A 23,858-nucleotide genomic window follows, 5' to 3' on the forward strand; every position below is an offset into this window, starting at 1 on the left:
ATATGGCCATAAGAATAGTGATAGCCGAGGATAATTCATTTTTAATTAAGGTAGTAGCCGAAAAACTATCTTTTTTTGATGAATTACAACTCAAATATACGGCCCTTAACGGCGATGACCTTATTCAAAAGCTAGAAAAGGACCCTATTGTCGATGTTGTTTTAATGGATATTGAAATGCCAATCGTTAACGGCATAGAGGCAACAGAACGTATCAAGCAAAAATATCCTCAGATAAAGGTTATTATGCTCACCGTTTTTGATGACGATGAAAACATTTTTAAGGCCATACAGGCTGGGGCCGACGGGTATCTTTTAAAGGAAGTGAATGCCCGGGATTTATATAATGGAATACATGAAACCATGGAGGGTGGTGCTGCAATGACGCCTTCCATAGCCATGAAAACATTAAAATTATTACGTAATCCAATAGCATTGGAACCCCATAAAGAACTCGAAAGCGTTAGGTTATCGGTTCGGGAAATTCAAGTTTTAGAGCAATTAAGTAAGGGCTTGTCCTATAATGCCATAGCTGAAAATTTAATCGTATCCTCAGGAACGATCAGAAAGCATGTCGAGAATATTTACAAGAAACTTCGGGTTCATAACAAATTGGAGGCTGTCCAAAAGGCCAGAAGGCATAATTTAATATAATAATTGCTTAACACAGGGTTAATACAATTTATAAAAAAAGGACCTACATTTGCTGTGCTATTAATCGGGAGAATGAACATTAGTTAGACTTCATATGTCGAAGGAAACTAATGTTTTTTTTGTTAAAAAAATTACAACAGAGCATTTAATTCTTTCCAGCCCCCGCCGTTAACCGATGGGATGCCTTCCCTTTTTAAAATGGTGGCCGCTCTTCCGGAACGCACGCCTGAGGCGCAGCAGGTAATGACAGGTTTATCGAGTTTCTTTATGTCCTTCAGTTTTGAGCTTAATATTTGCAGCGGTATATTTTTAGATCCTTTAATGGCACCTTGCTTAAATTCAGCCACGGTGCGAACATCAATGATGACCGCTCCCTGCGATTGAAAATCCTTGATTGTTTTTTCGTTATTTCCAAAAAGTAAATTTAATAAGCCCATAACTGATGTTGTTTGGTGCAAAGATCAACAAATTTTAATAATGGTGTGTAACAAGAGTTACTGATATTTTTGTGTATCTTCAACCGGTAAATTGAAACTTCATGGAACCATACGTTGTACTAAATGTAAAAAACAAAGTAGGCTATATTGAGTTTTTCCATCCTGAGCATAATGCCATGCCCAGTGATAATTTAAGTCAACTGGCCACCCTTATAGAAGAAGCAGGAGCAGATGACATGGTTCGCGTTATTGTGTTGCGAAGTGGTGGAAACAGGACTTTTTGTGCTGGGGCAAGTTTTATGGAACTGGTTTCAATTTCAGATGAAAAAACAGGAACCGCCTTTTTTTCCGGATTTGCTCGAGTCATTAATGCCATGAGGCAATGTCCGAAGTTAATTTTGGTCCGCGTACAGGGCAAGGCTGTAGGGGGAGGTGTAGGTTTAGCTGCGGCCGCAGATTATTGTTTAGCGACGCGACATGCGGCAGTACGACTAAGTGAACTAAGTATAGGTATAGGTCCTTTTGTTATAGAACCTGTGGTTTCGCGAAAGATTGGAGGAACCGCCATGTCGCAAATGAGTATTGATGCAGAAACATTTTATTCGGCCGAATGGGCAAAGGCTAAAGGCTTGTATGCCGAGGTATTTGAGACTGTTGAAGCATTAGATGAGGGCGTGGACGTACTAGCTCAAAAATTATGTGGGTATCACCCTGAAGCGTTGCAAGAATTAAAAAAGGTGTTCTGGGAAGGTACCGGTCACTGGAATGACTTACTGCTGCAACGCGCGGCAATTAGTGGGCGATTGGTGCTGAGCGAATTTACCAAGAGCACATTAAAAAAATTTAGGTAAAAGAACTTTTTCTATCCCTGATTTATTAAAGTCCTGCAGGCACCATCCTCTTAAACCGAACTCACTATGCGCAAATAAAGCCTTATCCGGTGACTAAGGGTTTTTCAATAATTTCCAATCCATCATCAATGAGCTTTCCAAATTCAGGTTTGTTCTGCTTTATGGTTTTCAAGTGATTTAGGATACGGTCCATTAAGTTTTTTTCATTGCCTTTAAAGGCCAATTCATAGAGCTCAACAGGCAATAGCCAGTCGTTTGGATGTCTTTCCATGAGCTGCTCCAGGACCTTGGTTCTGGAGATCGTTCTGTTAATACCTTCCCTGTATGCTCTGACCTGCTGGTAGAGTGCTTCCAGTTCAAGTCGCCTTTCCGATTTTTTCACATGAATCGTTTGGGTAGAGGGGATATGGGTTATGAGGTTAAAACTGTTAAGGTCGGCCGGACCTGAAAAGGCGGAAACGACTTCCTTACCTATGGCCATATCGTAAATACCCCATTCAGGTTTAAATAAAGTGGTATTACCATGAGTAACCGTACAATCTTTAAAACTGATGAGAATGATTTTGCCCTGAAGATTCCGTTTTCCGGTAATAATTTCACCGGAAACGATAATACCGCCTTCAAACTCCAATGTTACTTTTTTCTCTTCATAGATATTATAGGCTGCAAGATCGCGAGGACTCATGTCCTCAATAGCCAGGTTGATACCTTTCAATTTGCCAATGGGAGAACCAAACCCCTTCGCATGATTCTTAATGTTGTGACCCACCAGTTCTTTTTCCCTGTAGGCCAGGGCGCTTTCACCTGTAGTCTGAACATAAATCGGTTTTCCGTTGTCTTCAATGACCTTCGTGAAGACGCCTGAAATTTGCAAACCCGTACTCAACTCAATTGTTCCTAAAGCTTTTGAGGCGATGAGTTTTTTGATGCCTGAGAGTCCACCGCGTCGCAAGGCCATGGTATTGGCAAATTCCTCCAAAACCAAACTCAAATGAGCGAAGTCCGGTGTGACATACAATTGAGGCTGCGGTTTCGTGATGTCGAAATCTTTAAAGGCGGCATCAATAGTATAAGGTAGTTTTTTAACGTCATCTGTCATACACCATGCGCTTTCTCCTATAGATGACAGCAATCCCGCGCCATAAATTTTTGGATTTTCAGGGGTTCCGATTAATCCGTATTCCACCGTCCACCAATGTAAATTTCTAATCAGGGCCATCTCACTGGGAGCCCCCATGTTTTGCTGGAGATCTTCAACTTTTTGTTCGGCCTGAGCAATGTCCTCTTCCGTTGAGTTCGGGGCCTCTTTTATGATGGACAGGTGTCTAACAGCCTCATACAATTCATAATCCTTGGCCGATGAAATGGCTTTACAACCTATTTCTCCGAATCGTCGCAGGTATTCCGCATATTCGGGATTGGCAATTATCGGTGCATGTCCAGCGCCTTCATGAATGATGTCGGGAGCCGGGGTGTACTCAATATGTTCCAGTTGGCGGATATCGCTTGCGATAACCAGAACATTGTAGGCCTGAAATTCCATGAAGGCATTGGGCGGTATAAATCCATCAACCGCAACTGCTGCCCAACCAATTTCTTTCAGAATCCTGTTCATACCATACATGTTGGGAATATGGTCTATCGAAATCCCTGTTTGTTTTAATCCTTCGAGATAGGATTTGTGGGCGACGGTGGTTAAAAAATCGACATTTTTGCGCATAACATAGCGCCATACGGCTTGGTCTATTGCCGAATAGTCATCATAGTTCTGGGGCTTTATAAATTGCTTAAGGTGCTTAGGTAATTTGTTTAAAATAGCATTCGATTCAAAAGTATCGGACATGGCTAAAAAATTAGAATATTTAATTCAACACAAGGTGCATTAAAAATACGAATAATACATGAAAAACACCATTTTTTAAGCAATCATTTAAGATTAGACATGTAATTCTTTGTAAAATTGCGGATTAATTAAAACCTTGGGAAGGTGATAGCGTGTCTTTGTAAGAAAGGCCCAATAAAAAAAGCGACTGTTAAAGTCGCTTTTTCATTTTTATTGTTTATTTCCCGGCGGGTAATTGGACATTATTTCGGTAACAAACTCTTTTATCCGTTCTTCTTTTTTCTCGATATTCCTACTCAAAAAACCAGTACCCATGCCTTGCCAGATCAATTCTTTTTTCTTGGCATCGATAAGGTCGATATACAATGTACCTTGCGTACTGGTAGATACTTGAGGGTTGTTCCAGCCCCATCCCCATCCAGGTCCGAAGCCACCCCAGGGACCCCATCCGCCCCATGGACCCCATCCGCCCCAGCCCCAGGCACCATTACCCCAGGCATTGTTATAAACGTCAACACGCTGCTGGGATTTTGTAAACAGACTGATCAGAAGGTCCGGGTTTTCTGATTTACTAAAGCCCTTAGACAATAGCTCGGCTTCAATAGCTCTTAGAATTCTGCGCTTGTCCAAGTCACTAATCTCTGCTTTGTCAATCCCGGTTTTAAAGAAGGCAAATGTTTTGTAATCATTGAAGTTTGCGTTTTTGTCATAATCCGCTGCAACCCGAACTGAGCTACATGATGTTAGTACCAATACGAATGCTAACAGTGGTAATGTTCTTAATAATGTATTCATAATGCAATTTTTTAGGGTTATTTAAGGTTGCAAAACATAGTTTTAAAACCACTTCTATAATTTAATTTAGCATCAATAATCATACCAAGCACCGCAGTCAAACCCCTGAAAATATCTGGACTGGCAGTCTATCTCACTCAGGTGCTCTCCGTTTTCGGTTTCATGGGATTAAAACCGTAGGGACAATGCCTGCAATTGCTTTCACAACAATAGCCGCGCTTCAGGTGATATTGTTCGGTAAAACAGCGATAACCGTCCGCAGTCCAGTAAAAATCGCCTTCTTCAATAGGGATTATCTTCTTCATAGATAACAAAGATAGTGCAATTTCAGAATACCTGTATCTTATTTCTAGCGCTTATAAAGACGCCGATTAAAAAGTTTTTAAGCTATCTTCGCAGCAATCATGTTTAGCTTACAACAAAGTGTTAATCAGCAGGTAGTGTTTCCCAGTTCGGATATTGAATTATATATAAAAAGGGAAGATAAGCTACATGATTATGTGTCCGGAAATAAATACAGAAAACTAAAATACAACATTGAGGCGGCTGAGCGTTCAGGTTTAAGGACCCTATTATCTTTTGGCGGGGCCTATTCAAATCATATTTCAGCATTGGCATCAGCCGGGCAGATTTTGGGTTTAAAGACTATTGGCGTCATTCGCGGAGAGGAATTGCATGCACAGATCGATGGGAATCCCACCTTACAATTTGCCAAGCAATGTGGGATGCAGTTCAAGTTTGTATCGAGATCGCAATACAGGTTAAAGACATCGGCATCTTTTTTGAATGATCTAAAAGAGGAATTTGGTGCCTTTTATTTAATTCCCGAGGGTGGAACGAATGCCCTTGCAGTAAAAGGGTGTGAAGAAATTTTGAGTGAACAGGATAGCCATTTCGATTACATCTGTGTTTCGGTTGGTACGGGAGGGACCATCGCGGGGATAATCAATTGTTCAAAACCCGGTCAACAAGTTTTGGGCTTTCCAGCACTAAAAGGGTCGTTTTTACATAAAGATATTAGTAAATTTGTAACGAAATCGAATTGGAAACTGGTAAACGATTACCATTTTGGCGGCTATGCAAAAATAAATGCTAGCTTGGTCGCGTTTATCAATAGGTTCAAAAGGGAGTACGGTATTCCTCTGGATCCGATATATACCGGAAAGATGCTTTTTGGTGTTATGGATCTGATTAACAAAGGGTTTTTCCCAAAGGGATCGAAGATCCTGACTATACATACCGGAGGATTACAAGGTATACCCGGAATGAACGACCGGTTAGTGAAAAAGAATCTGCCCAAAATAATAATTTAAATGAAACAAACCTTTGCCCTAATGCTCTTATGTCTTGTGATATGCAGTTGCGGTTCAAAGAAAAGGGCTGTTGCTCAAAGGCCTGCTGAAGAACAAAAAGTTAAGAATAGAACGGTTACCGGGGGTATTGAATCCAAAGAGAACGTTACCAAACCCGTACCGTCTAAAAGCTATGCCAATGCAACGGAGGCCTATGTCGATACCTATAAGGACATTGCCATTAGGGAAATGGAACTGTACCGCATACCCGCAAGTATTACCTTGGCACAGGGCATTTTAGAATCCGGTTCGGGAAGGGGCCGACTATCCATAGAAGCAAACAACCATTTTGGAATTAAGTGTCATGATTGGACAGGTAAAAAGATTTATCACGATGATGACAGGTCCCAGGAATGCTTCAGAAAATACAAGGATGCCAAATATTCGTTCAGGGATCACTCATTGTTTTTATCAGAGCGCAAGCGTTATGCCTTCCTGTTCGATTTGGATCCCTACGATTATAGGGCATGGGCCAAAGGGCTGAGGGCAGCGGGGTATGCTACCGATAGGAAATATCCACAAAAATTGATCTCTCTAATAGAACGTTACGAACTCTATAAATACGACAGGGAAGCTTATGGTTATGAACCGAAATCGACAGTTGATGTTTCGAAAGGTGATATTAAGCATACTGTTATAAAGGGGGATACCTTATATTCTATTTCAAAAAAATACAATACAACGGTGGAGTCGCTCCGACAAATGAATGGTTTGGAGGACAACATTATTAGTATAGGTCAAATTTTAGTCATACAACTATAATAACAGATCATGATTTATCAAAGAAGCAGTGCACTGTTTGCCGAAGCTGAACAAGTCATACCCGGAGGTGTCAACTCTCCGGTAAGGGCGTTTAAAAGTGTAGGGGGGACCCCTATTTTTATTAAACAGGCCAAAGGGGCCTATCTCTATGATGAAGATGGTAACCGACTGCTAGACTATATCAATTCCTGGGGCCCGATGATTTTAGGTCATGCCTATCCACCCGTAGTGCAGGCTGTTATAGAAAAAGCTAAAAAAGGAACTTCTTTTGGAACACCAACCGAAATCGAAACTGAGATCGCATCCTTGGCGGTATCCATGGTGCCTCATATTGATAAAATACGATTTGTCAATTCCGGAACAGAAGCATGTATGAGTGCCGTGCGCCTCGCTCGTGGATTTACAAAGAAGGAAAAGATCATAAAATTTGCAGGTTGTTATCATGGTCATAGTGATTCTTTTTTAATTCAGGCCGGTAGTGGAGCGGTTACTTTTGGAACACCGAACAGTCCCGGTGTTACGCAGGGAACGGCTAAAGACACCTTGTTAGCCCGTTACAATGATATAGCCCATGTAACTGAACTGATTGAGGCCAACAAAGATGAAATAGCCTGTATCATCATAGAACCGGTGGCTGGAAATATGGGTTGTATACCTCCCAAAGCAGGCTTTTTACAGGACTTGCGCGATCTGTGCACAGCTCATAATATACTGTTAATTTTTGATGAAGTCATGACGGGCTTTCGACTGGCCAGGGGCGGAGCGCAGGAACTTTATGAAATAGCAGCAGATATTGTATGCTTTGGAAAGGTGATTGGCGGGGGATTACCGGTCGGGGCCTTTGCCGCTAGAAATGAAATCATGAATCATTTGGCCCCGTTGGGTCCGGTTTACCAGGCGGGAACCTTGAGTGGTAATCCCCTGGCTATGGCGGCAGGATTGGCGATGCTAACGGCCTTGAATGAGGATCAGGAGATTTTTAAGCGTTTAGAGGAAAAGACCCTCTATCTGCATAAGGGCATTGCCGAAGCGCTGCAGGATCATAAGATAGCGCATACCATAAATAGAAAAGGTTCAATGATCTCGGTCCATTTTGATGAAAACGAAGTTGTCGATTTTGAAACGGCCGCAAAAGGGAATAATCCACGCTTTAAAGCCTTTTTTCACGGGATGTTAAATGCCGGTATTTACATTGCCCCCAGTGCCTTTGAGACCTGGTTTATAAGTGATGCGCTTAACTATCAGGATTTAGATTTTACAATTGCTGCGGTGAACAAAGTTGCAGAGACCCTATGAAAAGATAAAGCGCATTTCTAATTTCAGAAATGCGCTTTATCATCAACCAACTATAACCAATCAAACTAAACTAAATCATTGTTGCTTTTTCATTTTTTTTGCATGTTTTGCCCTTTTGTCCTTCATGCCTTCTTTTCTTTTATGAGCCATTCTCGCTTGTGCCTTTTCCCATTTAGCAAACTGCTCCTCATTTAGAATGGTTTTCATTTTCTTCTTCATTTCAATTTTGTGATCTAATAGGGCATTCATTCGTTCTACGCGCTGTTCTTGAGAAGGTTTTTCGGCAGTTCCGGCCTCTCGCTTCGCTTTTCGTTCTTCCATTCGTGCCTTCCTGGCTTTTGCCTGTTCTAAATTTATGGCGTAAATTTCTTTCTGTTGCTTATCGTTCAAATCCAAATGTAGGGTCATTTTTTTGGTTTGTAAAGTTGCCATTTCCTCTGCCGAGAGATGCATCATTTTTCCATGCTCTCTAGGGCCTTCCCTTCTCGGTTCCTGGGCATTAAGCTGAAATGCCATCAGGGCAAGAACCATTAAAAAAAACTGTTTCATACTATTATTTTTTAAATTGTTTACTCTTTTGACTGATGTCGGGCGCAATGGTTTAATGCCATGATTATTTTAACTGCTTTTTAACGAAATACAGCGTGTATTGAGAGGCCTATTTTTCAGTAATGGGAAATTGAAGACCTATCCCCGTTTGAAAATCAGGAGCATTGTTAACTAAAAAATCTTCCTTAAAATAAAGCGATAACTTAAATTTTGGATGTCCGTAGGTATAGATGAAGGTCCAATCCGATAAGGCACGATACAGTTTTTCAACACCGTGTTGCCAACCGCCTTTAATTTCCTGCCACTTCCCTAAGAGTTTATAATAATCGGCCTCCTCAAGTTGGTTATATCTGGATTGGATTCGGTAGTTCACTCCAAAGGCATGAAAATGCTGCTTCATGGTATAGGTCGTGTACTCAAGATGTGCTTCGATAGCAGCCAGAAAGCGGTTGTTTCCTAAATCCACCCTCTCCCCGAAATTGATGCTATTTTTATGAAGTACATTGGCCCCGACTCCGATCTGGAAGACTTTATGCTTATCCAGGAGCAGTTTTTTAATACCGGCCATCGAGAGTCCGAAATCGATGGACGGGTTGAATTTAGAGGTGTTAATTCCCAAATGGGTACCCAGATTAAAATACAGTTGCTTCGCTTTATTTCTCAGAGAAGCCGGATAATAGTAATGGTTCAGCTCCAGACCGCTTATAAAAAAATCATTATTGTTGAGTGTAAGCGTACGACCATTGCGATCGGTATATTCAAAATTAACCTGATTTAAACCGTAATACCGCCGGCCATAAGGGTCTTCTCCTCCCCAGAGCGTACTGTGGAACCATTCGATGGCCTCATCGTTCGTAAATACGGAAAACGGATACTTTCCGTTGGTTATTAAATAGGATCGAAGTGAGATGTACAGTTCATGCTGCCGAGCTAAGGGAACCTTTAAATTGACTCGGAATTCCTTAATTACAGCATCGATAACAATGTTTAAATAATCGGCAGGTGTGGTTTCCTGATCTACAAAATTAAAACGTCTGTCATGCCAGATCACCTGGCTTAATTGCTTCCTTACCTCCGGATCTTTAGGGAAGTAGGCTTCAACAAAAGGATGAAAATTATTACCACTCGAATAATTAAATGAAAGGACAGCGGTCTGGGCAGGCTGTATTTTGAAGTTCTGTTCTATTCGCGAACTGAACATGCCAAAATGATGGGTGGCTAAAATATGTGGTTTCTCTATTCCAATTTTTAAGGATAAGGAATCTAGCCCTTGCCCTCCGGACGTTTGAAAGCATAAACACAAAATAGCAGGCAGCACATTTTTTAGCATGCGATAAAAATAACTAAAGTATAATTTTATAATTGCCTATTTTGAATAAAAATCGCCCTGGCAGGAATAACATTGTATTACTGGTAATTATTGTATCTTAGTAATTTAGGAAGATTAGACATGGCTACATGGTTATATATACTCATTATCGTTGTACTGCTGTACATTGCCATTAGTATTGCCTTGTTTTATCTGCAGGATTACATGCTGTTTAAACCCGAAAAGCTTCCCAAGGATTTTGAATTCTATTATGAAAATCAGGACATCAAGGAATACAATCTTGAAACACGTGACGGCGCTGTAATTAACGGCGTTTTGTTCAAACCCAAAGGAGAATCGAGAGGTATTGTACTGTACCTGAAGGGAAATTCAAAAAGTATAAAGGGATGGGGTAAATTTGCCGTCGATTTCACCCGACATAATTTTAATGTCTTAATGATCGATTACAGAGGATTTGGAAAAAGCACCGGAAAGCGATCGCAAAAAGCCATTAAAAGGGATTTACAGGAGGTGTACAACAAAATAAAGGAACGTACAACAGAAGATAGAATTATTCTTTATGGCCGATCTTTGGGTTCCGGTTTTGCGGCGAAACTAGCCTCATTAAACCATCCGAAAATGCTCATTTTGGATGCACCATACTACAGTCTGACCAAAGTAACGGCGCGATACATTCCGTTCATGCCCTTATCGCTCCTGGTTAAGTATCCCTTACCAACGTACAAGTGGTTAAAGTATGTGCAATGTCCTATTCATATCATACATGGTACTAACGATAAGCTTATACCCTACAAGACCAGTGTTAAACTGTCTAAGGTCAATCCGAAATTAACAAAATTACATACCGTAATTGGGGGCGGACACAAAAACTTAAATAATTTTGAGTCCTATCATAAGATGATTCACGATATTTTAAATGCACAACCCCAGGACATCGATTTGTCAACCACAAGTATACATGTCAAACACAGCTCCAAAAAAAATAAAACAAAGGCTTAGGCAAATAGCCTTTATCATTGCGGTCAGTTATTTTATTCTACTGACCTCAGTTTATATAATGCAGGAAAGGCTGTTATTCTTACCTACTCATTTGGAACAGGACTACCGGTTTGAATTCAATTATCCCTTCGAAGAACTCTTTTTAAAGGCGACTGATGGTGCACTGTTGAATGGTATTCATTTCAAGGTGACTCAGCCTAAAGGGGTTATCCTTTATTTTCATGGCAATGCAGGCGACCTCTCCAGATGGGGAAAGATAGCCGAACCATTTGTGAAAAAGGGATATGACCTTGTTATGATGGATTATCGCACTTATGGCAAAAGTACCGGAACATTGGCCCATGATGTTTTTAGTACCGATGCCCAATTGTTCTATGCCTATGTGCGCGATCATTACAAAGAACATGAGATCACGCTTTATGGACGTTCACTGGGTACGTATATGGCTACCTGTCTGGCCTCGAATAACAAACCCGGGCAACTCATCTTGGAAACGCCATATTATAGTATGGTTGATATTGCTGAACGGCGTTTTCCCATCTTTCCGGTGAAACAACTTTTGAAATATCCCTTTCCCAGTTATAAATGTATTGCCGAGGTTACCTCTCCAATCACCATCATCCATGGTACCGAAGATGACATTGTTCCTATAGCCTCAGCCAAACGATTGAATGCACTTGCACCCCGATCATTAACTACTTTTATTTCTATTGAAGATGGAAAGCACAATACCCTAGGGGAAGATGAACGCTATTGGTCTTATATGCACACTATTTTGCCCTAAGATGCTCTGAGAGAAGATTAATTCTTAAAGAAAATATAAAATTTCCAATTGTGCTGTTAAACATTTCTAAATAAGTTTTACATCTAAAAAAAAATATGTCTCTTTGTGTTATAATTTAGTACAGTCTAGCGTTATAATCTTTTCATAACATTTGATAAGAGTTAAGTTAGTAAATAAATTTAGTTTAGTTGGTTAGTTAGTAAAAACCCGGTAATGCAATGCCGGGTTTTTATTTTGATCCATTTTAAAGAAGTGCGATACGGCCTAAGATGTCATCCTTTAAAATTTATGGCGAGTTTATGCTGGCTCGGCAAGCTATTCTGAAATACCAAAATTGGACCAATTTTAATTGATAAGTAATCACATTTTGGTGTAGGAAAATCTCTTAAGAAAAACATAAAAAAATCGCAATTGTGTTAAACTTTCCTAAGGTGTGTTAAACCTTTCACAAGGCACGATTTAATTCAATAATACTGTCCTACCTTTGTTAAACAAACCAGATTAGTTTAAAGATGAAAACATTAATCACACTTAGTAGCATGTTAGTTATATCGCTAACGGCTGCGTCGTTAAATTCAGGAACAATTGGGTTGAACTTCGAATGCGATGAGGCCCACATAGAAGAATGTCAATTATTTTCCGGTGCTACAGAACACGATACTCTACAACCGGTTGATATTGAGGATATAAGTGTATATGAATTAGATGAGGCCGTACTTATTGGTTTTGATACCAAACAGTATTTGCCCATAGGATTCAATCCTTTGAAGGGGAAGGGTGACTTAGACTGGAATTCGATTGAACTCTTTGAATTGGAAGAAGCCGTTAGTATTGATTTTGACACCAAACATTATTTGCCTGTAGGTTTCAATGCTTTAAAAGGGAAGGGTGATGTAGACTGGAATTCGATTGAACTCTATGAATTGGAAGAAGCGGTGAACATCAGTTTTGACACAAAAGACTATTTGCCCGCAGATTTCAATGCTTTAAAAGGAAAGGACGATATAAATTGGAATTCCATAGAACTCTATGAACTTGAGGAGGAGGTTTGTCTTGGTTTTGACACTAAAGCCTTCTTACCTGCAGACTTTTACGCACAACAAAGTCTTTAAGATTAATAGCAAAGCCCCCAAGACGAAATGCCGCATCAATTGAGCGGCATTTTTTTATGTTTAAGAATAAAAAAAAATCTATTAAGTTGCCTGGGCCAAGGGTAGTGACATCACAGCATATAATTCCAAAAGGACCCTCTTTACCTAATTACGGATGTAAGCTTACATTTTTAATATTTCGGTTTCCAATTTTTATGGGTTACAAATGCAGGAGGTTGTTTGGTAAACCGACCGCGCTCCTTTAATCGGTCCACCAACCAGTGGTACCATTCAAAATAGGTGGGGTGATTACCGCTCTCCCTTGCATCCACTATAAAATTGTGTAATATATCCCATAATAATAGTGCGACACCACCTACCAGATCCTCGATCGCATCTATAGGGACCACGTCCTTATACACTAGGAGTCCGATGGTCTCAAATTTCATACATACCCTTAAGACTGCGGCTTTATATTCCGGTCCAAGGGCCTTGAATTCTTCGGGTGAAAGGTGTGGTTCCAACTCTGCCAGTATGCGGTAAGCTTCCGTAAACTCCCTGTCTTCAAAAGATCGCGCACATTCCATGACCGCCAGATCCCTTCGCTGTTGCCGATTGAGTTTGAGTTGTTTAATTCCAATCCAGATGCCATAAAGTACCGCTATGATACCCAATATTTGAACAATGGCAAGTATGATATTTAGTGTCATTTTACAGGTTTTATAGTTGTGTAATGCTGCACTTATGGCATGGTGGTAAAAGATTCAATTCCAAATATATTTTACATAATCAAGAGGCACATCTCGCGCTGTGTAACAAATATAGGGTTTAAACTTTGAAATTGTGACTATGCCATACCGGCCTTTCGATAACTTCTATGATGTGTTGGTCATGGAAATCTCTATCGCCCGGTCTAAAATTTCTATTCCCAAATCAATTTCTGCTCTGGTAATGGATAGGGGCGGTGCTATTCTAAACACGCCGGACATACCCTTTAACCTTACAATATTCATGCTCAATCCCATGCTCAGGCAGGCCTCGGATATGCGATACCCCAATTCAATATCAGGTTCTTTGGATGCCCTGTCCTTGACAATTTCAACGCCTAGCATCAGGCCTCGCCCTCTTATATCGCCAATGCATTCATGCTTATGTTTTAATTCCAGCAGATGCTTTTTAAAGTAGGCACCCTGTTTTTCAGCACGTTCAGCCATCTTTTCATGAATCAAAATTTCGATCATGGCCAGACCCACTCGAGCCGGCAAGGGATCTGAAATATGGGAGGTCACGTTAATGAAACCCTTAGCGTAGCAATCCTCTTCAATAGCCTTGCTCGTTATTGTTGCCGCCAGGGGGAGACCTCCTCCCAACGTTTTGGAAAGCGTTAGAAAGTCTGGTATCGTTTCCAATAATTCGAATCCAAAATTAACACCCAGTCGCCCAAATCCTGTCTGTGCTTCATCAAGGATGAGTAAAAGACCTCTTTCATCACAAAGTTCCTTGAGTCTTTGGAGGTAATCTGCTGATAACTCAATAATGCCGGCAGCGGATAACACGGGCTCAACAATACAGGCCGCATAAGCCCCTACAGATTGCTTGTCGACCATGTCCATGCCCACTTCAAGACAGGTGTTATCGCATGTATTTTTGCAATGCTTGATCGGGCATCGGTAAGCATATGGCGCGGGGATCGACAGATTGCCGGGAATTACCGGACCAAAGCCTTTACGGGTATGGGAATAGGTGCTGGATTGTGAACCTGCAGTCATACCGTGCCAGGAGCCTAAAAAACCAATGACTTCAAAGCCACCACTTGCCAATTTTGCCATTCTAATGGCCACTTCATTCGATTCTGAACCCGTATTAACGAATACACATTTATCCAATCCTTCCGGAAGTAAATCCGTTAATTGCTGACTCAATGCAATGACCGGAGGAGAAAGCATGGTACTCAGTAAATGAATGCTATCTTCCGACGCACTCTTAAGGGCCTGTACGATCTTGTCATGATTATGTCCAAACACAGAACACATTTGTCCGGATGTAAAATCAAGATACGCCTTGCCCTCTTTTGAATAGATATAGGATCCTTTGGACTTCTCGATTAAGATTGGTGAAAAATCACCACAATAGCGTATCAGGGTGTCTTCTGCTTTTCTTAACCAATCCGGCTTATCCATCTTATTATTTTACAGGTGAGCTTGTTAAAGATAAGCAAATCACATGACTTTAAAATGTGTAATTCAGGCTCTTAAACCCCATGTTTAAGACACTCATCGGGCTCAGAGGTTCAAACCCAATGGGTAAGGATTCACAAAGGTATGATAGAGTAACTGCTTGTGTTTCAATGATTCTCTAATGAATGACGCTGCTTTTTGCAGTTCTTATCGGTAATATCCAGAATATTAGCCTCCAGGCCCTGCAAAACATCACCGGATAACAATATTGAAGACTACTCCGAATACTTCAAAAACTTCTCAGCTACAATGTTTGTCTTAGGCATTGCAATGGTCGCTTTAACGTGGCCGCCCTCCTGTAAATCGAAGGTAACTTTGGGGAACCCTCTGCCACCTTCAAAAGTATTATTTCCAACATAGGTCAAACCTTCAAGATATTGCCCTTTTAATTTCAGGAACAGGATGTCATCTCGTCTCACGAATTCATAGATTCTTTCACTGTCGGCAAGTTTCTGATCAGTGCGATACAGGCCTTCAATCTTACTATAGGTTGCATCGCTGAGAGGATAGGTTTTACGTAACACAATATCAAACTGCACTTCTTTTTCCTGCTCGGGTGTTGTAGTCACCTTTAGGGTCCTATTGACGGCTTCAGGTGCAGAGGCACTTGAATCCATGTGGAGGTAGTCATCACCTTTAAAATAAATCTGTGTGATCAGGTCCTGCTGAGACGGGCTCGAAACACGTATGTGTATGTGAGCGGGTCGCCAGCTGGAATCGTTATCCGGGTTGGCTTTATAGGGTACCGGCATAATGGTGGTAAACTTGTATCTGCCGTCTTTTCCTGTTCTAATGGCCCCCCGGCACAAGAAGTCATCCGAGGTATTATCGTATTCCTGATTTTCGTTGCAATGCCAGATTTCAATCATGGCGTTGGCATTGGGCGTTATTCCATCCTCATCGTAAATAACCCCACTTAGATGTAAAGGAATACCCTTTGAATTGGGCGGAATGATATTGCTTTTAAAGGGCGCGCCGGGTCGGTAAAACGGGCCTAGAATATCTGTTGTTGTGGGGGTATCGCCCACATACTTCTTTCCATCCCAATGAATGGCCCCAAAGGCACTAATGCTAAATGCCATAAGGGAGGATTGTTGAATAAAGTGTCTTCTTTTCATAATGTTATACTGCTTGGTTTGTTGGTTTTCAGATCCATTTTTGGGATGGATCATTATATCGGAAATGACCTTCCCAAAACATGCTTTTCGTGGTATTTGTACCTTTTAAAGATAAGGATAATTAAGACATGTTGTTAATGCACTACTTATTTAACGGACTATTTATGAGTTTGGAGGTTTTATAATATTATTCAGTATTCCTTTGAGATAATGCTTCCCATTTTTCTCCATCCCATCTCCAAAAATCATTCAGAGGAAGTTGTTCGCCATCAACATATGCTTTCCCGCCGTATAGATAACCAAAGTTCTCATAGGAATCGTATGTAAATCCAAAACTATGTCGTCTTGTCGGTCCTCCTCTGTCTATAACATGTATTTGATTGTTCTCTATTTTAAATGTCACATTTTGGAAGACATAACGGTAATTCTTACCGCCAAAACCAATGATTTTGTTCGATTTTTTATCGTAAATCATGGCATGATGATCAAGAGATGAATTGTCGTATGGGCCACTTAAAGACTGCCATTGATTATTAGACCATTTCCACAGATCGGCATATTGTCCACTGATCCACAAGCCACCGTATAACAGGGCACAGTTGTTTATTTCATCATAAATCATGGCATAGGAAGCTCTTTTTGGGGGAGAAGGGATATTTAATTTATGCCACCCATCTGACCACATCCATGTTGTGCCAATAACATCTTCGCCATTCCACCCACCAAAGGCCAGTATTGTATTTTGATTACTCAAATACACCATTTGATGATGATCCGCTTTATAATCACTATTTTCTTCAATTTGAGACCATACTGAACCATTCCATTCCCACAGGTCTGAATAGGTCACCCTGTTATTTCCACGACCACCATGTAAAATGATCGAACGTCTTACTTTGTCAAAAGTGACGGCACAAAAGCCTCTGGCAGAAGGACCGGAAACGGTCATCTGTTTCCATTGATTATTTTCCCAAATCCAGGTGTCGCCCAGAAATTCACCTCCTTTTTTGTTGGTTCCCCCAAAGAGCAGCATATTCTTATTTACAGGATCATAGATCATAACATGACCCCATCTTGCCCCGGGGTCATTATGTTCTTTAGCCTCCTGTCCCGTGATTTCTGATAAAGGTATAATGGATACGACTAATGATACGAAGAAGACATAATAGTGCTTAGTAATTGACAGATTCATTTTATATTTATGACATTTATAGCTGTCGTTCTAAGTTAGTCTATTTTTGTCAATTGATGTTCTGAGGACCATAAATAGTATAAATAGAACCAGAATACTGATTCCTATTATTGTCCCCGTGATCTTCCATTGCCGCTTATCATTGACTCTTACCCATATCTCTTTATTGAATAGGGAGGGTTCTTCTAAAAGTTTAAAAAATTCGATATCCGAAGGGTTGGCTAAATAGGTCTTGTCTTCAATTTCATCAATTTTCGTAATGTCATTATAATAATCCAGATTATCCTTGAAGGACTTGTCCGAAATGGAACTGTTGTGTATAATTAAACTATCATTTTTATTTTCCAGCCATATGGCAAACCATTTTTCTTCATTGTCAAGAATGTTTAGAAAATACCTTTGTTCGTAAACTTTGAGCACAGCGTTCTTTTTATGTTGTGTGTCAAAGTCATCTATAAAATAGCCTTTTTCAAGGTTCAATTCATAGGCCGGTTTTTTTTCGGTATAATAGCGGTTGTTCTTCAACCTAAGTTTTATTTTTTGTACGGTGTCTTTTTCCTTTATAATTATTGTGCTTTCTCGTAATTCTACAGAAGTAGAATCATTTTTAGCACTCTCAATAAGGGAATTGATGGAATCCTTTTGTATCCATTCCGTACTGTAAATGATGCAGTGTTTTTCATTTATTCTTTCAAATTCATAGTAGGTCTGTTCTCCTAACTTGAGAAATTTGCCATGGAAGAATTCAGGTAAAACCAGTACAATTTCAACTTTATTTGGAACAGGGTTTTCAAATAAGAGTTTAGTACATCCAAAGAATGATAACATTACCCATAGTAGTAGGAACGGTTGGTTTTGAATATTAGTTTTCACTGACATAGACGAGATGTACATTTTAATTTAAAATGGTGAGAAATAGGACTTGTAACGATAGACCATTTTATTTGGTGGTTGGTCTATTGTTGGAATCGCTGTAAATCTTGGATAAAAAAGTCATCTAAAATGATTTACTTCTTTTTTTCGGGATACCAGCTATCCCTGAGTATTTTCCATTCGCCATCCTCTTTTTTCCACACCACCAAATATTTACCACGTCCCACAACCTGTCCATTTGCGTGAGACCAAACACCGGTTCCTTCTTCAACGAGCAAAGCATCATTGCCCCAAAGCCCGGTGGTCTTAAAGTTCGATCCGGTAATACTATCGCGAATCATGCTTCCGAAATTCTTCACAATTCGTTCTGTTCCCACAAGGGAAGGCATGATTACAGCATCTACCAGGTACATGTTACCCAATGCAATCGAGTCCCCATTTTTTAAGTTCTTCTCAAATTCTCGGAGCTTTGATTCAATTTCCTTCTCCAATCGAGACAGAGTGACGTGTTCATTTTCAGAGGTCGGTTGATTTTCTTTTTGGACACATCCCAGGATGAAAATTAAAGTTATGAGAAGGGATGAACCTAATACCTTGGAAAATTTTGTTTTCATGACTATCTGTTTTAATTGTGGTTCAAGATGTTGTCCCATTTCTAAGGGGCCTGATATACCTGTTCTCTTCTTGCAATCAATGGGTTTAGCACCTGTATTTATTCATTGTTAACTGATTTATTTCTATATCCCGGACCTCGAACAACACGTCCCGGTAATGCTCCGGTATGTTCACCTTCATTGAGTACCTGAACCCCATTTACAAACACATGTATCATTCCGGTTGCAAACTGCTGAGGTTTATCATAGGTCGCATGATCCTGGATTTCATTCGGATTGAATAGTGCCAAATCGGCATAATAGCCTTCCTTTAATGCACCACGTTTTTTTATTTTCATATTTGTAGCCGGAAGGGTGGTTAGTTTATAGATGGCTTCCTCTATGGGAATAACCTTTTCATCTCGCACATATTTGCCTAGCAGACGGGCGAAATTACCATAGGCTCTGGGGTGTACGCTCGATTTAAGGAAAACACCTTCGGGAGCGGACGATCTGGAATCTGAACAAAAACTCATGTAAGGCAAAGCTATTTTCTTTTTTATGTTTTCCTCTGACATTAAGAAATAGACGGTCCCCACACGACTGCCATCCTGTATCACCAGATCCATTGCGGTTTCTTCCGGTGATAAGTTGCGCATTCTGGCCACTTCTGCCAGGGTTTTGCCGGTGAGGTATTTCAGACTGTCATTTTTAAAACCGATTAGCAGCATGTTTTCTGCAGAACCCGCATCTTGCATCAAGCTTTCCCAATGTTTGGATGGCGTGGTCATTTCCTCAAATACTTGTCTGCGAATTTCCGGATCTCTTAACCGACGTGCCCATTCTTTATAACCTCCTTCCTGTACCCAGGGCGGCATGGAAGCATCTAAGCCTGTAGATCCGGCAGTATAGGTATACATATTTGTCGTAATGTGCAATCCAGCAGAACGTGCCGAGTCAATCTTTGAGGTCACCTTGTCGTATTTGTGCCAATTTGCTTTCCCACTGAGTTTGAGGTGATATACTTCAGCCCTTATATTCGCTTTGTCTGCTATGTCTATCAATTCGTCTAAACTCTCTAATATGTTCTGACCTTCGCTTCTCAAATGAGATATGTACATGCCTTCATATTCTGCGGCGACTTTACAGATCTCAATGAGTTCTTCAGTACTGGCAAAGAATGCCGGTGCATAAATCAGGGATGAACCAATGCCCAATGCACCCTCTTCCATCGCTTGGCGTACCAATAATTTCATTTGTTCGAGTTCCTCAGCTGTGGGTTCCCTGTCATCATATCCTATTGTATTAACCCGAAGGGTTGTGGCGCCAACAAATGATGCGATATTAGGAGAAACCCCTTTTTTAACCATAAATTCAAGATATTCACCCAAGGTGCTCCATTCGATATCATAGCTTATATCACCCTGGCCATCTAACCATTGTTTTTTCATGCTTTCATTCAATGGTCCCATGGAACTTCCCTCTCCAAAAACTTCCAGCGTTACACCTTGCCGGATATCACTTTGGGAGGTGCCATCTTCTATCAGTGATTCATTGGCCCAACTAAGCATGTTTATGAAACCGGGCGCCACCACCAAACCCGAGGCATCGATTTCCAAATGTCCTCTTGCCCCGGGCAATTTGCCAATAACCGCAATCGTGTCGGCTCTAATCCCAATGTCCCCTGTAAATGGAACCTCACCCGATCCGTCAATGATTAGACCGTTCTTAATCAATACATCAAATGGTTCGGATGTAGAGCACCCGCAAAAAATGATTGAAGCGACGAAGAGTTGAACGATTAATTTTGTTGTTCGGAAGATTGTATACATAAAATTTAAGAATGCCCGTAAACGCGTTATGTTCCGTTCCGGGATTTCATTAAAGTTAAGGAAATTTCAATAAAATTGACGGGTTATCAATAAGTTAAGTGAATAAATTCCAGGAATGACAACTTCAATATAAGCGGCGGTATACCAACTCAACAAAAAAGGCTTTGTCGTATTTCAGGACCAGAGCTACTTTATTGCCTATCGTCCTTTAAGGGTGATCACATATTTTGCATAAATCCCTAAGGCCATCGTATGTCACGAGATGCAGAGGGGCTAAGGTTCCAAATAATTTAAAAGCGCTTAAAGTGTTTTTATTTCAATGTTTTTCCAGCTTACCTTAACATCCCCGCCGCTATGTATCTGGAGGACGATTCCACCTTCTCCCATGCCTATTTTTTCATCCTCAAGATCCACCATCTTAATGCCATTTAGCCATGAGGTAATTTTGCTGTTCTGCACTTTAATTTTCATTTTATTCCATTGCCCTTCTTTTAAGACCTTTTCCTTTTCGGGATCTGGTTTAATAAGCCAACCACGGCCATAAGATTCGTATATGCCCCCGGTATGGTTTCCCGGTGGCGCAACTTCTACCTGCCAGCCACTGACTTTAGTACCCTCGACAGTAGACCGTATAAAGACGCCACTATTGCCATTGCTATTTTGCTTGAACTCCAAGGTGAGTATAAAATCTTTGTAATGCTTTTCTGTGCCCAGATAACCATATTCTTTATCGGGGCCACTTTCACAAACAAGCATGCCATCTTCAACATACCATTTTTCAGTGCCGTATATATGCCAGCCCTCTAAGTTTTTGCCATTAAACAAGGATGTTGTTTGTCCATAAGCTGCTCCCGTAATAAGTAGGGCACTTAGCATGGTTAAAAAAAGGTGTTTCATAGTTAATTATTGTTTTAGATGTTATGCCTGTACCTATTCAAGCCATTCCTCAGATGGAGGCAATTGTACAAACGCCGATAAATATAATGATAATTGATTTAAGACAGGAAAGCACGATGGATTTAAGGGAACAAAACCATAAAACGGTACATTCCAGACTTTCCTTTCGAAATTAAACTCCATCCAGTTTTTCTAAAGATTTTTATCATTGATTTTTGGTTTGTTTTATTGAATTACAATGGCCGGTTTAAGATGCATTTTTAATTCATTTTATATCTTGTTGTATTAAGTTTTTTGATTCTTTCAATGGATTGATCAATACCCAATGAAAAATTATTTTTTGAGGCTAGTTTTAGCGCTTTTAGATAATATTCATACGCTTTTTCTGTTTGTTGTTTATTCAGATAAATATCTCCTATCTGCAAGTTTGGATAGAGTTGAAATCTAATAAATCCAATTTCCTCTGCTAATTTGGAAGATTCTGCATACATTTCAATGGCTAGTTTATCTTCACCCATTTTCATGTAAACATCGCCGAGAGATGAATATGATGCCGGCAAATAAGGTTTAAAACCAATTTCAAGTCTCAAGTCCAGGGACCACTTAAATAATTGCAGCGCTTTTTCATAATCTAATGTTTGCCTTCTGTGAATCTGTGCTAAATGTCGCGTGTTGTATGCTAGAACGTACTTACTGCAAAGGTTACTCGCTTTGATCTCTTTTTCGTATTCGGGAATTAATTCTAATATTTTATCTCTTTCGCCCCTCTGAAGTAGCATATTGTGCTTAACGGAAATATCATAAGCTCTTAATTCAGCTATTTTTTCGAAATTACCAGTGCTCTCAAAAATGTGTAGTGATTTATTGCGATAAATTAATGATGAGTCAATATTGTTATGAGAACGATAGGCCTGTGATAAAGCAAAAAACAGGTCTCCCAGAACTTCAGTGTCTTCAACCTCCTTAGAATCGGGTAAAAATTTAAGGAGCGTATTCAGGTTTTCTCTGTGATCTGTTCCTTTATTGAAAACATTATTTGCTATGCCATCAATTCTCAATTTCTGAACTGATAAAAGGATCTCATGTTCAATCTTATAGCCCTTAAAATTTTTAAAATATGAAAGGTTAACGATAGCCTTTGCTTCTTCAAACCTGGCCTCATATAAGGCTCTTTCCGAAAAGTTTAGGATCGAAGATACGATAGAGTCCTCTAGGCTAGTTTGGCCCATTAAAAAACAACTGTTTATGATTCCAAAAAGAATCATCAATGTTTTAACTCTCATATCTTTAATAAATCAAACATTATCTTTTTGACTCAGAATCTATTTTTAAATCGGGGTGATCTCATTTTCGGGGTGTATATACCAATAAATTTAAAGAAAATTTATGTTAGAATTATTTGGATGGATAAATGTTAAAGACTCAAAGCCACAGAAGGACACATTCTTAACTATTTTATGTGTTAGGATGTATTTCATCACTCCCAATTTTGAGACAGAGAATCTACTAATAGCCTTATGATTTGGGGATATTTGGTGGTACCATTATTATTTACCGGATTTGTTTTGCAATAGAGAAAATCGTTTAAATAAAAAAGGGAATCCGTACACTAAGATTCCCATTTTATCAAGACTTTTCTTGTTTTTAGTGCTTATTCTGATGCACTACCAGGTATAATGATTAATTCTCCTTCGTTTATAAAGAAATCGGTATAAAAAGGATCCTCTCCGTCATTATCGGTAGTTCCCGGATGAACATAGGCATTGGTTTTAGCCCATCCGGATGCGCCTTTAAAACGGCCAGTACCTCCAATAAATAATATATCGTCATTAAAATAGAGTTGATACTTAGGATTATCTCCCGTATATGGCCATATCTGGCCTGACTCGATTATACAGTGCAATTCGTCTCCATTGGCAGCTACAAATTTACCGGTTTCAATAAATGAATAGTTTACAGGAAAGATAACTTCGGGAGTAGGCATTGAACAAAATCTCATAAAGAGTTCCTGCAGCTGCCCGAGGTGGGTCATTTTACCATTTCCCTTCAACATCATGGTTTCACTAAAACCAACATCACATGACTGGGAACCGGGAGTCTCTGCTCGCCACACTGTAAAGGTAGCTTTTAAAGGCAAACTTTTTTCAATTCTGGATTTTGAGGCCATATTGTCCACTTCAAATAAACTTTGTTCTGATTCAAACGCATCTGTTGAATCATCACAGGCTGTAAAAAGAAAAAGACTTAAAAGGACTACACTCAATAATTTTATAGTTTTCATAATGATATGTTTTTATAAGGTATTACAATACATTTATATCTATAAAGTTGGATAAAAAATGTACATGATGTAAAGAAACTATGTTGCAAAAAC

At 39.9% G+C, this 23,858-nt stretch carries 24 protein-coding genes; 8 read left to right on the plus strand and 16 right to left on the minus strand.

Annotated elements, in window-relative coordinates; genetic code table 11:
• The first annotated feature begins 2 nt into the window (after positions 1-2).
• Entirely contained in the window at positions 3-653 is a 651-nt protein-coding gene (locus MR041_RS07250) for a response regulator transcription factor (RefSeq protein ID WP_242092936.1), read from the plus strand.
• Positions 654-784: 131 nt separating this feature from the next.
• Here the strand turns inward: MR041_RS07250 and MR041_RS07255 are convergent, their stop codons facing one another.
• Entirely contained in the window at positions 785-1,090 is a 306-nt protein-coding gene (locus MR041_RS07255) for a rhodanese-like domain-containing protein (RefSeq protein WP_242092937.1), read from the minus strand.
• Between the two features lie 101 nt (positions 1,091-1,191).
• Here MR041_RS07255 and MR041_RS07260 point away from each other — a divergent pair, with 101 nt between their 5' ends.
• Positions 1,192-1,941: an enoyl-CoA hydratase/isomerase family protein gene (locus MR041_RS07260; RefSeq protein WP_242092938.1), complete on the plus strand. Its 750-nt coding sequence runs from the start codon at positions 1,192-1,194 to the stop codon at positions 1,939-1,941.
• Positions 1,942-2,023: 82 nt separating this feature from the next.
• Here MR041_RS07260 and MR041_RS07265 read toward each other — a convergent pair whose 3' ends face one another.
• The 3 genes from MR041_RS07265 to MR041_RS07275 all read right to left on the minus strand — a co-directional run bounded on the left by MR041_RS07265 (position 2,024) and on the right by MR041_RS07275 (position 4,884).
• Positions 2,024-3,784 (minus strand): aromatic amino acid hydroxylase, encoded by a 1,761-nt coding sequence (locus tag MR041_RS07265; RefSeq protein WP_242092939.1) that lies wholly within the window; start codon positions 3,782-3,784, stop codon positions 2,024-2,026.
• A gap of 210 nt (positions 3,785-3,994) precedes the next feature.
• Positions 3,995-4,579, minus strand: a complete 585-nt coding sequence (locus tag MR041_RS07270; RefSeq protein WP_242092940.1) for a DUF4136 domain-containing protein — start codon at positions 4,577-4,579, stop codon at positions 3,995-3,997.
• A gap of 137 nt (positions 4,580-4,716) precedes the next feature.
• Positions 4,717-4,884: a C1orf53 family protein gene (locus tag MR041_RS07275; protein ID WP_242092941.1), complete on the minus strand. Its 168-nt coding sequence runs from the start codon at positions 4,882-4,884 to the stop codon at positions 4,717-4,719.
• A gap of 99 nt (positions 4,885-4,983) precedes the next feature.
• Here MR041_RS07275 and MR041_RS07280 point away from each other — a divergent pair, with 99 nt between their 5' ends.
• From MR041_RS07280 to hemL, 3 genes are read left to right on the plus strand one after another with little or no spacing between them, the layout of a single operon-like run.
• Positions 4,984-5,892 (plus strand): 1-aminocyclopropane-1-carboxylate deaminase/D-cysteine desulfhydrase, encoded by a 909-nt coding sequence (locus tag MR041_RS07280; RefSeq protein ID WP_242092942.1) that lies wholly within the window; start codon positions 4,984-4,986, stop codon positions 5,890-5,892.
• Complete coding sequence (locus MR041_RS07285) at positions 5,893-6,693, plus strand: glucosaminidase domain-containing protein (protein ID WP_242092943.1); 801 nt, start codon at positions 5,893-5,895, stop codon at positions 6,691-6,693. It abuts the gene before it with no gap.
• Positions 6,694-6,702: 9 nt separating this feature from the next.
• Positions 6,703-7,989 carry a glutamate-1-semialdehyde 2,1-aminomutase gene (gene hemL, locus MR041_RS07290; protein WP_242092944.1) on the plus strand — a complete coding sequence of 429 codons (1,287 nt, stop codon included), beginning with the start codon at positions 6,703-6,705 and terminating at the stop codon, positions 7,987-7,989.
• Between the two features lie 75 nt (positions 7,990-8,064).
• On the opposite strand, the gene MR041_RS07295 is transcribed toward hemL, so the two are convergent.
• Entirely contained in the window at positions 8,065-8,538 is a 474-nt protein-coding gene (locus MR041_RS07295; RefSeq protein WP_242092945.1) for a Spy/CpxP family protein refolding chaperone, read from the minus strand.
• Positions 8,539-8,647: 109 nt separating this feature from the next.
• Complete coding sequence (locus tag MR041_RS07300; RefSeq protein WP_242092946.1) at positions 8,648-9,868, minus strand: hypothetical protein; 1,221 nt, start codon at positions 9,866-9,868, stop codon at positions 8,648-8,650.
• A gap of 120 nt (positions 9,869-9,988) precedes the next feature.
• Between MR041_RS07300 and MR041_RS07305 the strand changes: the two genes are divergently transcribed.
• From MR041_RS07305 to MR041_RS07315, 3 genes are all read left to right on the plus strand, one after another.
• A complete protein-coding gene (locus tag MR041_RS07305) occupies positions 9,989-10,867 on the plus strand; it encodes an alpha/beta hydrolase (protein ID WP_242092947.1) in 879 nt (292 codons plus the stop codon).
• Positions 10,827-11,651 carry an alpha/beta hydrolase gene (locus MR041_RS07310; RefSeq protein WP_242092948.1) on the plus strand — a complete coding sequence of 275 codons (825 nt, stop codon included), beginning with the start codon at positions 10,827-10,829 and terminating at the stop codon, positions 11,649-11,651. Before MR041_RS07305 ends, MR041_RS07310 begins: the two co-directional genes overlap by 41 nt.
• A gap of 539 nt (positions 11,652-12,190) precedes the next feature.
• Entirely contained in the window at positions 12,191-12,763 is a 573-nt protein-coding gene (locus MR041_RS07315) for a hypothetical protein (RefSeq protein ID WP_242092949.1), read from the plus strand.
• 170 nt (positions 12,764-12,933) lie between these two features.
• On the opposite strand, the gene MR041_RS07320 is transcribed toward MR041_RS07315, so the two are convergent.
• The 10 genes from MR041_RS07320 to MR041_RS07365 all read right to left on the minus strand — a co-directional run bounded on the left by MR041_RS07320 (position 12,934) and on the right by MR041_RS07365 (position 23,765).
• Complete coding sequence (locus MR041_RS07320; protein ID WP_242092950.1) at positions 12,934-13,452, minus strand: DUF4760 domain-containing protein; 519 nt, start codon at positions 13,450-13,452, stop codon at positions 12,934-12,936.
• A gap of 165 nt (positions 13,453-13,617) precedes the next feature.
• A complete protein-coding gene (locus tag MR041_RS07325) occupies positions 13,618-14,922 on the minus strand; it encodes an aspartate aminotransferase family protein (RefSeq protein ID WP_242092951.1) in 1,305 nt (434 codons plus the stop codon).
• A gap of 272 nt (positions 14,923-15,194) precedes the next feature.
• Positions 15,195-16,097, minus strand: coding sequence for a dioxygenase family protein (locus MR041_RS07330; protein ID WP_242092952.1), 903 nt, complete (start codon positions 16,095-16,097; stop codon positions 15,195-15,197).
• A 187-nt stretch (positions 16,098-16,284) separates the two neighbouring features.
• The gene (locus tag MR041_RS07335) at positions 16,285-17,289 is read right to left on the minus strand and encodes a Kelch repeat-containing protein (RefSeq protein ID WP_242092953.1); all 1,005 of its coding nucleotides are present in this window, start codon (positions 17,287-17,289) and stop codon (positions 16,285-16,287) included.
• A 30-nt stretch (positions 17,290-17,319) separates the two neighbouring features.
• A complete protein-coding gene (locus MR041_RS07340; RefSeq protein ID WP_242092954.1) occupies positions 17,320-18,168 on the minus strand; it encodes a hypothetical protein in 849 nt (282 codons plus the stop codon).
• Positions 18,169-18,296: 128 nt separating this feature from the next.
• The gene (locus MR041_RS07345; protein ID WP_242092955.1) at positions 18,297-18,776 is read right to left on the minus strand and encodes a YybH family protein; all 480 of its coding nucleotides are present in this window, start codon (positions 18,774-18,776) and stop codon (positions 18,297-18,299) included.
• Between the two features lie 98 nt (positions 18,777-18,874).
• Complete coding sequence (locus MR041_RS07350) at positions 18,875-20,587, minus strand: N-acyl-D-amino-acid deacylase family protein (RefSeq protein WP_242092956.1); 1,713 nt, start codon at positions 20,585-20,587, stop codon at positions 18,875-18,877.
• Positions 20,588-20,887: 300 nt separating this feature from the next.
• Positions 20,888-21,484, minus strand: a complete 597-nt coding sequence (locus MR041_RS07355) for a 3-keto-disaccharide hydrolase (RefSeq protein WP_242092957.1) — start codon at positions 21,482-21,484, stop codon at positions 20,888-20,890.
• Positions 21,485-21,744: 260 nt separating this feature from the next.
• Positions 21,745-22,713 carry a tetratricopeptide repeat protein gene (locus MR041_RS07360; protein ID WP_242092958.1) on the minus strand — a complete coding sequence of 323 codons (969 nt, stop codon included), beginning with the start codon at positions 22,711-22,713 and terminating at the stop codon, positions 21,745-21,747.
• Between the two features lie 422 nt (positions 22,714-23,135).
• Complete coding sequence (locus MR041_RS07365; protein WP_242092959.1) at positions 23,136-23,765, minus strand: hypothetical protein; 630 nt, start codon at positions 23,763-23,765, stop codon at positions 23,136-23,138.
• Between the last annotated feature and the right edge of the window lie 93 nt (positions 23,766-23,858).

The sequence above is a fragment of the Aestuariivivens sediminicola genome (assembly GCF_022662015.1).
Taxonomy (GTDB): domain Bacteria; phylum Bacteroidota; class Bacteroidia; order Flavobacteriales; family Flavobacteriaceae; genus Aestuariivivens; species Aestuariivivens sediminicola.

Bases quoted from the DNA above. Each gene is read 5' to 3' on its own strand.
- MR041_RS07255 (WP_242092937.1), bottom strand. From the start codon at position 1,090: ATGGGCTTATTAAATTTACTTTTTGGAAATAACGAAAAAACAATCAAG.
- MR041_RS07305 (WP_242092947.1), top strand. From the start codon at position 9,989: ATGGCTACATGGTTATATATACTCATTATCGTTGTACTGCTGTACATT.
- MR041_RS07360 (WP_242092958.1), bottom strand. From the start codon at position 22,713: ATGGGCCAAACTAGCCTAGAGGACTCTATCGTATCTTCGATCCTAAAC.
- MR041_RS07320 (WP_242092950.1), bottom strand. From the start codon at position 13,452: ATGACACTAAATATCATACTTGCCATTGTTCAAATATTGGGTATCATA.
- MR041_RS07355 (WP_242092957.1), bottom strand. From the start codon at position 21,484: ATGAAACACCTTTTTTTAACCATGCTAAGTGCCCTACTTATTACGGGA.
- MR041_RS07340 (WP_242092954.1), bottom strand. From the start codon at position 18,168: ATGTCAGTGAAAACTAATATTCAAAACCAACCGTTCCTACTACTATGG.
- MR041_RS07260 (WP_242092938.1), top strand. From the start codon at position 1,192: ATGGAACCATACGTTGTACTAAATGTAAAAAACAAAGTAGGCTATATT.
- hemL (WP_242092944.1), top strand. From the start codon at position 6,703: ATGATTTATCAAAGAAGCAGTGCACTGTTTGCCGAAGCTGAACAAGTC.
- MR041_RS07365 (WP_242092959.1), bottom strand. From the start codon at position 23,765: ATGAAAACTATAAAATTATTGAGTGTAGTCCTTTTAAGTCTTTTTCTT.
- MR041_RS07300 (WP_242092946.1), bottom strand. From the start codon at position 9,868: ATGCTAAAAAATGTGCTGCCTGCTATTTTGTGTTTATGCTTTCAAACG.
- MR041_RS07295 (WP_242092945.1), bottom strand. From the start codon at position 8,538: ATGAAACAGTTTTTTTTAATGGTTCTTGCCCTGATGGCATTTCAGCTT.
- MR041_RS07315 (WP_242092949.1), top strand. From the start codon at position 12,191: ATGTTAGTTATATCGCTAACGGCTGCGTCGTTAAATTCAGGAACAATT.
- MR041_RS07330 (WP_242092952.1), bottom strand. From the start codon at position 16,097: ATGAAAAGAAGACACTTTATTCAACAATCCTCCCTTATGGCATTTAGC.
- MR041_RS07310 (WP_242092948.1), top strand. From the start codon at position 10,827: ATGTCAAACACAGCTCCAAAAAAAATAAAACAAAGGCTTAGGCAAATA.
- MR041_RS07265 (WP_242092939.1), bottom strand. From the start codon at position 3,784: ATGTCCGATACTTTTGAATCGAATGCTATTTTAAACAAATTACCTAAG.
- MR041_RS07250 (WP_242092936.1), top strand. From the start codon at position 3: ATGGCCATAAGAATAGTGATAGCCGAGGATAATTCATTTTTAATTAAG.
- MR041_RS07280 (WP_242092942.1), top strand. From the start codon at position 4,984: ATGTTTAGCTTACAACAAAGTGTTAATCAGCAGGTAGTGTTTCCCAGT.
- MR041_RS07350 (WP_242092956.1), bottom strand. From the start codon at position 20,587: ATGTATACAATCTTCCGAACAACAAAATTAATCGTTCAACTCTTCGTC.
- MR041_RS07345 (WP_242092955.1), bottom strand. From the start codon at position 18,776: ATGAAAACAAAATTTTCCAAGGTATTAGGTTCATCCCTTCTCATAACT.
- MR041_RS07335 (WP_242092953.1), bottom strand. From the start codon at position 17,289: ATGAATCTGTCAATTACTAAGCACTATTATGTCTTCTTCGTATCATTA.
- MR041_RS07275 (WP_242092941.1), bottom strand. From the start codon at position 4,884: ATGAAGAAGATAATCCCTATTGAAGAAGGCGATTTTTACTGGACTGCG.
- MR041_RS07285 (WP_242092943.1), top strand. From the start codon at position 5,893: ATGAAACAAACCTTTGCCCTAATGCTCTTATGTCTTGTGATATGCAGT.
- MR041_RS07325 (WP_242092951.1), bottom strand. From the start codon at position 14,922: ATGGATAAGCCGGATTGGTTAAGAAAAGCAGAAGACACCCTGATACGC.
- MR041_RS07270 (WP_242092940.1), bottom strand. From the start codon at position 4,579: ATGAATACATTATTAAGAACATTACCACTGTTAGCATTCGTATTGGTA.